Here is an 8,430-nt window from a genome sequence, read left to right as displayed (position 1 = left end):
AGCATCGTCAACACCTTCATCGGCGGAAGAATTGGACAGGAATGCAGCCGCCCGCACCGGCAGCGGAACCGCCGTCACATCCGGCGCAACATCGTCACCGGCACCGCAGCCGGGAAGCGGCGAGCAGCAGGCAAAGGCGAATACCGCCACGGCGGCCGCGCCCACCGCTACCGCTTCACCCAGTCCTTCCGCTTCAACAGGCGCATCTTCCACAGGCTCATCCGCCTCGCCTTCAAGCGGCGCCACCTCCGGTGCGCCCCTGCCCCCGGTAGCGAAAGCCCCATCGACGTCGGCCGCCACGAAGGCAGAACCACAGAAAGCCGACGAACCGCAGCAGGATAGTTCGCCTTTAACGGCATCCGGCCCACAGCGCACCATCACCTTTCCCGGTCAAACCATGGTGGGCAATTTCACGCCCGACCCGGCCACCGGCATCGTGTCGGGCACCGGTCAGATTCGCTGGTCGAACGGCGACCACTTCGAGGGGCGCCTAGTCAATGGCGTCAAGGAAGGCAAAGGCCGCTTCACCTGGGCCAACGGCCAGCAGTACAGCGGCGACTGGTCAGGCGACAAACCCAACGGCCGCGGCGTCCTGCGCTTTGCCGATGGCATCCGCTACGAAGGCGAGGTCAGGGACGGCGAGCCTCATGGGCGAGGAACGACACGCTTCAAGAACGGCGATGTCTATACCGGCACATGGGTAAACGGCGTCTCCAACGGACGCGGCGTATTCCAGTTCGCCAGCGGCGACCGCTATGAAGGCGAGGTGAAGAACGGCGAACCCGATGGCCAAGGCACCACGCGCTTCCGCTCCGGTGATGTCTACACCGGTAGCTGGGTGAAAGGCAAGCATCACGGACAGGGCCGGTACACCTGGAAAAGCGGCAGCTACTGGGAAGGCGAATTCAAGGATGGCGTCAGGACGGAGAACGGCCAGCTGGTCAGGGCCGACAACGATACGAGCTCGACGACGTCATCCGGCGAATCGGAGAGCGACGGTAAGGAAGGACGCGATGGAAGAATAGCGGAGACGTTAAGAAAGTAAATATGCAGACTCTGTTGATGAAACATGAGTCGTCAACTAGACAAACAACAAAACGTTTGTACCTTCAGGTTGTGACAGTCCCATAACTTAAATTAACTTGCTGATACAGGCACGCGTTCATATACAACTAGTTCACTCATTCAAATTACTTGAACACGTAACAGCGCATTGATGGCCTGCATCGTACGTTAGTCGTATAGAACCTTAAATCGATAGGCAGTATCGTTTGAATAGAAGGTGGCGATGTATGAGGATTCTCGATCAGGGTCGCATACCAGTACTTAAATGAGAAGTCTTTCGCACTTGCTCGTCTGGGTCGGGTAGCAAAGCTACTTGCCGTTCAATGAAAGGAGAGAGGTCATGGCCATTGATATGTTTTTAAAGTTGGATAACTTAACAGGCGAATCTCAGGACGCTACGTATAAAGACGCGATTCAGTTATTGGCATGGAGTTGGGGAATGACACAGACTGGTACTATGCATATGGGCACTGGAGGAGGAGCGGGAAAAGTCAACATTCAAGACGTGTCAATCACTAAGTATATTGATTCAGCAACCCACGCATTAATAGATGCATGCTGCAACGGAAAGCATTTCGACCAGGCTACGATCATCGTTCGCAAAGCTGGCGAAAAGCCGCTAGAGTATTTAAAAATCACGTTGAAACAGGTTCTTGTGTCGTCGATTTCTACCGGAGGAAGCGGTGGTGAAGAACGGCTAACAGAGAATATTGCGCTTAACTTTGCACAATTTAAAACCGAGTACTTTCCGCAAAATGCAAAAGGCAGCTCCGGCGGCGGGCCAAAAACAGCTGAATATAACATTGCAAAAAACGCGAAGAGCTAGTAAAAAAATAATCCAGAATGGCTATTAACTATAGTAATTCGAGGGAATGCGATGGGACCGACAATTCGGCTAACGAAAAGCACTGTTGGCGAGCGTGGGGTGAATCTAAAAAGAGATGTTAATAACTTGCAGGAATTACTTATAGCTGCCGGCGAACCCATCGAAGAGATGACAAACGGACAGTGGGGAAAAAGTACCGCTGATGCACTAGAGCGATTTCAGAAGAAACATATTCGGACAAATCCCCCAAAAAAAGTTCTGCAGGCTAATGACTCTGCATTGTTATTTATGGCTTGGAAAGCAAAAATATTGATACCGATGCCTGGAAGAGGTGGTCGACCTGGTATGGATGCCATGCACCACTGGTTTAGGAAGCATGACATCAAGTACAACACAGGAGCCGATCAAGGAGGCGGCAATCGTGCAATCTGGGGAATTCACGGAAATCCAAGATTTGCAGTACAGAGAACCAATCGCCATTACATGACCGGCCCCGTTGAAATGGACTGCACAACGTATGTCAACCTGTTGATATCAATTTATCTTTCGGGTCATTGTCATGCCGTTCCGTATTCCGCAAGCTGCGCTGATTTTGGTGCGTACAGTGCTGCGCATTGCGCTAGAGATCGCTATCAGTTCCCTCAATTAGCTAAAAGTTCGCCAGGAATGAATGAGGAACCAAAAATCTTCAAAAACGCGGATCAAATCAAAGAAGTTCTGCGCAGAGACGAGCACGGACTGTATGTTATAGAAAAAGTTATTCCTGGCACCATTAATGTAAAACACATGGCAATCCTTTCGCATAGCGTTGTCTATGAATGCACAACGAACCAAACAGGAAGTGCCTGCATCACAAGGTCGCTAAATTCGTTTTGTAATACAAGACCCAGTAGAGAATTTATGGTATTTGGCCCTTGTCCCACAATTAAATAGCTACAACCAGCTCTAACCTAGTTAAAAAGATAAACTAAAACATGAACAAAACAAACAGTAAGTATTCCGCAATTTAAATGTTTGAAAAATAGTTGCTTGGCCATTACCGTTTGGACTCTTCTTCACCGTATTAGAATAAGTTAGATTAAACTAAGTTTACATTTCCAACGTCTCTCGGTAGTGCTAGTTTGCTACCGATATCATATGCCTTCAAGAATTCGGTTAGACCATGGCTACCACCGTTTACCGCTTTTCTTGCAGCTTTCAAATTGTTAGCCCGAATTGCTTTCTGAATTTTGTCGCTTTCTTTCTTAATAAACGCCGCTAAGATACGCGCTGCGATCTCAGGCTCAAGTGCAATATCCGGATTTGTCAGCAGCTCAGGAAGTGATAGCACCTTACTAAAATGAGCATAATTCGCCTTTCCTGTTAATTGAATGAAGCCTCGTCCCTTATATTTCTCCCCATCTCCCCGAACACTATTACCAAGACTCCCCTTCCCACGATAGTCATAAAGGCCGAAATTATTATCTAGCTGATACTCGCGAACTAATAACCTCGTTACGTCAGCTATATTTCGAACATTGTTATCTACAGGGTTCGAAATCTCGACTGCCTGCAAAGTATTGAATTTAGATACATCTTCAGGAATGGATCTAAAGCCTGCGGATTCGGCTCGAATAGTTGCATAGGATACGAGCTTTAATTTGATGTCAATGATTCCAGCATTGTTTAATTCACGCTCAATCAAAGGATAGTATTTAACGGCATTTTTTCGTGAGTTGGGCTCTGGAAACATAGCGAGTACGATTTCCAGTCCCCAAGGAAGGTACTGCATACATATTCTCCTCAAAATCAGAAATTGTGCATGCCCAGTTCATCGCAAGCCGATGCTCGACAAGTGCCTGATCATATTTAACCAAACTAACAACAGAACATTGATACGCGTATAAGTCATGAGATTGTTTAATATACTTCTTTACTTCTGTTCTGCTTCAAGCCAGCGGCTCTAGTGTGAACTTTCTATTTTTCATTCGATCTCTGTACAATATTGCTTGAACATCAGCTAAAACGCTAAAAAAGTACAAACTAAAGTTTTTGCTTCGTCTTTATAAACTCGCATTCCAGCTAAACGGCACCCACCCCCCTTTCCCACCACCCTGCGCAGCCTGTGCCGCATACTCATACCTTACCTGCTGAAACGAAAACGTCACCACTTCCTCCGGGAGTTCCCGCTGCTGGGTAAGCTCGATATCCACATTCACCAGCCGCACGCGATCGAACTGGATCTTTGCATAGAGCTGCGCGGTGCCGCCCGCCCTGCGCATCGACAAGGTGGCGGACGGTACTTCCTTGCCGAGCACGCAGCGGGCCATCAGCGCAGGCGAGGCGGTGTCGATGAGGTGAGTGAAGCTGAAGTGGCGCACATCGCCCTTGCCGATGTTTTTCCCGGACATGCCGTGCTCGGCATGCCAGTTCACGCCCCAGCGCCAGCCGACGACCATGATCGCGCCCTTGAATTCGGCGTCTTCCGACTCGCCGCTGATCTGGTCGAACTGGATGAAGCAGTCTGCCATCGCCCTCTTCCCTTACCGCTCAGGCGGCTTTCTGCGATGGCAGCTTGGAGACCAAGCGCAGCGAGACTGTCAGGCCTTCCAGCTGATAGTGCGGCCGCAGGAAGAACTTGGACGTGTAATAACCAGGATTGCCTTCTACATCTTCCACCACCACTTCCGCTGCCGTGAGCGGGCGCTGCGCCTTTGTTTCATCGGACGATGTCGACGGATCGCCGTCGACGTATTGCATCACCCAGTCGTTAAGCCATCGCTCCATATCCGAGCGCTCCTTGAAGGAACCCACCTTGTCGCGCACCATGCACTTCAGATAGTGCGCAAAGCGGCACACCGCGAACAGGTAGGGCAGGCGCGCGCCCAGGTTTGCATTCGCGGTGGCGTCGGGATCTTCATATTCGGCCGGCTTATGTAAGGATTGCGCACCGATGAACGCCGCGAAGTCCGAGTTCTTCTTGTGCACCAGCGGCATGAAGCCGATCTTTGCCAGCTCTGCTTCGCGCCGGTCGGAAATGGCAATCTCTGTCGGGCATTTCATGTCCACGCCGCCGTCGTCGGTGGGAAAGGTGTGTACCGGCAGACCCGCGACCGCGCCACCCGATTCGATGCCGCGAATCTGCGTGCACCAGCCATACAGCTTGAATGCCCGCGTGATATTGGTGGCCATCGCATAGGCGGAGTTGGCCCAGGTATAGCGGCTGTGGTCGCCGCTTGCCGTGTCTTCTTCAAAGGCGAAGTCGTCAACCGGATCGGTTTTCTGGCCATACGGCAGGCGAGCCAGGAAGCGCGGCATCGCCAGGCCGATGTATTGCGAATCCTCTTCGTCGCGCAGCGAGCGCCATGCCGCGTACTCCGGTGTCTGGAATATCTTCGTCAGGTCCCTTGGATTGGATAGTTCCTGCCAGGAATCCATTTGCAGCGTGCTTGGTGATGCGCCGGCAATGAATGGACAGTGCGCCGCCGACGCCACTTTCGCCATCTCCGACAGCATCGCCACATCCTGCGGCGAATGATCGAAATGATAGTCGCCGACCAGGCAGCCGAACGGCTCGCCGCCGAACTGCCCGTATTCCGCTTCATAGATCTGCTTGAACAGAGGGCTCTGGTCCCAGTTCGTGCCCTTGTAGCGCTTGAGTGTTTTTTGCAGCTCCGGTTTCGAGATGTTCATTACCCGGATCTTGAGCATTTCGTCGGTTTCAGTGTTATTGATCAGGTAATGCAGTCCGCGCCACGCGCCTTCCAGCTTTTGCACATCCGGGTGATGCAGGATGTGGTTCATCTGGTCAGACAATTTCTTATCCAGCGCCGCAATCATGTCCTGGATGGTGTCGACGACGTCGCGCTCGAGCAGCAGCGTGCCTTCCAGCGCCTGCTGTGCCAGTGTCTTGACCGCATCTTCAACAGCGCTGCGCGCTTCATCTGTCTTGGGCTTGAATTCCTTGTTGAGCAGGCGTGCGAAGTCGTTGAACTGGACCGCGCCTTGCTGATGTTCGAGTTGCTGCTCTGCCATATCGTTCTCCTGCGGACTGAATCAATTGAGTGCGGTGGAGGTCAGTGAAGGTCCTGCTTCGGCGCGGCTGCCAGCGACTTCAGCAGATCCGGGTCTTTCAGGAGCTGTTCAATGAGTCCTTCCGCGCCGGTCTTGCCGTCCATGTAGGTGATCAGGTTGCTGAGCTGCTGGCGGGCTTCTAGCAGCTTGCGCAGCGGCTCGACTTTCCGGGCCATCGCGCCGGGGGAAAAGTCGTCCATGCTTTCGAAGGTCATTTCGACCTGCATGTTGCCTTCCCCGGTAAGGACATTCGGCACGGTGAATTGCGTGCGTGGCTTCATCGCCTTCATGCGGGCGTCGAAGTTATCGACGTCAATCTCGACAAACTGCCGGTCCGCTACCGGCGGCAACGGCTCCGCCGGGCTGCCGGCAAGGTCGGCCATCACGCCCATGACGAACGGCAGCTGCACCTTCTTCTGAGATCCGAATACCTCGACGTCGTATTCGATCTGGACGCGCGGGGCGCGATTGCGGGCAATAAATTTTTGACCTTGTGCCATGGCAGCTCCTGATGAAATGGTGTGGTTCCGTGGATCGGGCGCGTCATTGCTCCGCCCGGGCGCCGGTGACGAGTTCCACCGAGTTGATGGCGTCCGGCGCGATGTCGCGCACGATGTCGTAGAAATTCATGGTCGCCAGCCGCTGGGCGCGCCGCAACAGCAGGGGCGCGGGATTGGTCGGCTCGTTCTTCTCGAAGTAGGCGCAGATCAGGTCGAGCATGCGGGCCGCGTCCTGACTGGTACGGATTTCGCCGGGAACCTGCATTGCGGCAGGTGCATGCCGCGCCGCTGGTGCCGCTTCTCCGCCGGGGTTTTCGGCGGCGACGTTGCCGGCGTCGTATCGCTCCTGATGATCGTGGCGATCTTCCGTGATGAATTTGCGTGCGTAATCGGCAATCGGCCGCAGCCTCGCAATGAGCGGCTGCAGGTCGGGCGCCTGCGCCGCACCGACGCGTTCAGACAGCCAGGCATGCAAGTCCCGAACGAGATCGATTGCCTGCTGCGCCTGGTTCTCCCGGAACGTGCCGTCGTTGTATGCGGCGGTGGCCAGGCCGTCGATATCCGACAGGACGAAATTGCGTACGGTGTCGTGGTCACCCGGCGCCAGAATGCCGAGCGCGATCTCCAGCTGGCGCACGGTGCAGGCGCCCATGCCGCGCGCCGACAGGAATACGCAGTCACGCAGGTCAGCCAGCAGCTCGTCACGGCCGGCCAGCGGCGCCAGTGCATTCATCCGCAGCGTCGGATCGTTGTCGTCAGTATCGTCGAGCGCGGGAAACACATGGCCCCACATCGTGCGGCAGAGCCGGTCGGTCAGCTGAAGCCCGCGCACCAGTCCGGCAAGCCCGTGCAGATGCGTCAATGCGCGTGTCGTTGCGCAGGCGACGCGCAAGTCGCGCGTGCGGCCGGACAGGAGAGTGGCCTGTTGCAGCACGCGTTTCCAGTCGGGCGGCTCGGCGGGAATGACGGTATCGCCGAACTGACGCTCTCCCCTGCCTTTCTGCGCGTTCTCGAGCGCGAGGAAATCGGCGTCGTATTCGAGATCGACGCCGGCGGGCCGGGCCGGGTCCAATGCGCTGCAGAACTGTTCAAGATCGATCAACGGCTTTCTCCTGCGGTCCAGGCACGCCTGCCGTGGTTGACACCTACTCTAATGGGAAAAACGGGCCGCGGCACTACTACTGAAGCTGTAGGCCGGCGCGGCTGGCGCTGCCGCCGGCAGCACTGTGACTGCAAATAGTCGCGCCGCCGCAGGGCGCCGGCAATACGGCTTTCGTACGATTGACCGCGTCGGCGTTCGACCGCTACATTGGCCAGGCTGCCCTTATTGCCCGGACGCCTGCGCTGCGCGTGCCGGACTGATGGGAGTCAACCGATTGCCCGATCAGGAACAAGAACCATGCGAGTGACAGATACGAAGGCGGCGCAGGCGGACCTGATGGCGCGCCTGCGCAAGAGTCCGGGCGACGTGGATGCGCGACTGCATCTTTTTCGCTTTGCGGTGATCGACGGCAACTGGGACCGCGCCAGCGTGCAGCTCGATACAGCCGAGCAATTCGATGCCAGCCTTGCACATACGGCGATGGTCTACCGACGCAACATCGCCTGCGAGCGAACCCGCCATGCCGTCTTCTCGGGCGCCACTGCGCCGGTCTTCCTCGGCACACCGCCGCGGTGGGTCGGGTATCTCGTGCAGGCGCTGCACGAAACAAGCGACCAGCCACGTGCCGCTCTGGCTTCAGCGGCATTCGACGAGGCGGCAACCGTCAGCGGCACCATCAACGGCGAGCCGTTCGAGTGGCTCGCGGACGCGGACAACCGGCTCGGGCCTGTCCTGGAAGCATTCGTCGATGGCAACTATTACTGGATTCCATTCGAGCATATTGCCGGCCTGTCGATTAACCCGCCGGAGGATCTGCTCGACCTGGCCTGGTGTCCTTGCGAACTGACGCTGCGTAACGGCGGTATATGCAACAGCTATATCCC

At 55.3% G+C, this 8,430-nt stretch carries 10 protein-coding genes; 4 read left to right on the top strand and 6 right to left on the bottom strand.

The window, feature by feature from the left end; translation table 11 throughout:
* The coding region (locus V7080_RS20855) for a hypothetical protein (RefSeq protein WP_334190311.1) at positions 1-300 on the bottom strand (300 nt) is incomplete at its 3' end.
* 97 nt (positions 301-397) lie between these two features.
* Between V7080_RS20855 and V7080_RS20850 the strand changes: the two genes are divergently transcribed.
* The 3 genes from V7080_RS20850 to V7080_RS20840 all read left to right on the top strand — a co-directional run bounded on the left by V7080_RS20850 (position 398) and on the right by V7080_RS20840 (position 2,824).
* A complete protein-coding gene (locus V7080_RS20850) occupies positions 398-1,045 on the top strand; it encodes an MORN repeat-containing protein (RefSeq protein ID WP_334190310.1) in 648 nt (215 codons plus the stop codon).
* Between the two features lie 360 nt (positions 1,046-1,405).
* A complete protein-coding gene (locus tag V7080_RS20845; protein ID WP_334190309.1) occupies positions 1,406-1,891 on the top strand; it encodes an Hcp family type VI secretion system effector in 486 nt (161 codons plus the stop codon).
* Positions 1,892-1,942: 51 nt separating this feature from the next.
* A complete protein-coding gene (locus tag V7080_RS20840) occupies positions 1,943-2,824 on the top strand; it encodes a hypothetical protein (RefSeq protein WP_334190308.1) in 882 nt (293 codons plus the stop codon).
* A gap of 145 nt (positions 2,825-2,969) precedes the next feature.
* On the opposite strand, the gene V7080_RS20835 is transcribed toward V7080_RS20840, so the two are convergent.
* The 5 genes from V7080_RS20835 to tssA form a co-directional block, all read right to left on the bottom strand.
* Positions 2,970-3,662: a hypothetical protein gene (locus V7080_RS20835; protein WP_334190307.1), complete on the bottom strand. Its 693-nt coding sequence runs from the start codon at positions 3,660-3,662 to the stop codon at positions 2,970-2,972.
* Positions 3,663-3,933: 271 nt separating this feature from the next.
* On the bottom strand, positions 3,934-4,401 hold the full coding sequence (locus V7080_RS20830; RefSeq protein WP_334190306.1) for an Hcp family type VI secretion system effector: 468 nt from the start codon (positions 4,399-4,401) through the stop codon (positions 3,934-3,936).
* 19 nt (positions 4,402-4,420) lie between these two features.
* Complete coding sequence (tssC, locus tag V7080_RS20825; RefSeq protein ID WP_334190305.1) at positions 4,421-5,905, bottom strand: type VI secretion system contractile sheath large subunit; 1,485 nt, start codon at positions 5,903-5,905, stop codon at positions 4,421-4,423.
* 41 nt (positions 5,906-5,946) lie between these two features.
* Complete coding sequence (gene tssB, locus V7080_RS20820) at positions 5,947-6,444, bottom strand: type VI secretion system contractile sheath small subunit (RefSeq protein ID WP_334190304.1); 498 nt, start codon at positions 6,442-6,444, stop codon at positions 5,947-5,949.
* Between the two features lie 43 nt (positions 6,445-6,487).
* Entirely contained in the window at positions 6,488-7,546 is a 1,059-nt protein-coding gene (gene tssA, locus V7080_RS20815) for a type VI secretion system protein TssA (RefSeq protein ID WP_334190303.1), read from the bottom strand.
* A 297-nt stretch (positions 7,547-7,843) separates the two neighbouring features.
* Between tssA and V7080_RS20810 the strand changes: the two genes are divergently transcribed.
* The coding region (locus V7080_RS20810; protein WP_334190302.1) for a type VI secretion system accessory protein TagJ at positions 7,844-8,430 on the top strand (587 nt) is incomplete at its 3' end.

This window comes from Noviherbaspirillum sp., from assembly GCF_036846085.1.
In the GTDB taxonomy this organism is placed as follows: domain Bacteria; phylum Pseudomonadota; class Gammaproteobacteria; order Burkholderiales; family Burkholderiaceae_D; genus Noviherbaspirillum.
Note: the sequence above shows the minus strand (reverse complement) of the source record. Positions and strands in the feature narration are given on the sequence as shown.

Bases quoted from the DNA above. Each gene is read 5' to 3' on its own strand.
- tssB (WP_334190304.1), bottom strand. From the start codon at position 6,444: ATGGCACAAGGTCAAAAATTTATTGCCCGCAATCGCGCCCCGCGCGTC.
- V7080_RS20835 (WP_334190307.1), bottom strand. From the start codon at position 3,662: ATGCAGTACCTTCCTTGGGGACTGGAAATCGTACTCGCTATGTTTCCA.
- V7080_RS20830 (WP_334190306.1), bottom strand. From the start codon at position 4,401: ATGGCAGACTGCTTCATCCAGTTCGACCAGATCAGCGGCGAGTCGGAA.
- tssC (WP_334190305.1), bottom strand. From the start codon at position 5,905: ATGGCAGAGCAGCAACTCGAACATCAGCAAGGCGCGGTCCAGTTCAAC.
- V7080_RS20850 (WP_334190310.1), top strand. From the start codon at position 398: ATGGTGGGCAATTTCACGCCCGACCCGGCCACCGGCATCGTGTCGGGC.
- V7080_RS20840 (WP_334190308.1), top strand. From the start codon at position 1,943: ATGGGACCGACAATTCGGCTAACGAAAAGCACTGTTGGCGAGCGTGGG.
- V7080_RS20845 (WP_334190309.1), top strand. From the start codon at position 1,406: ATGGCCATTGATATGTTTTTAAAGTTGGATAACTTAACAGGCGAATCT.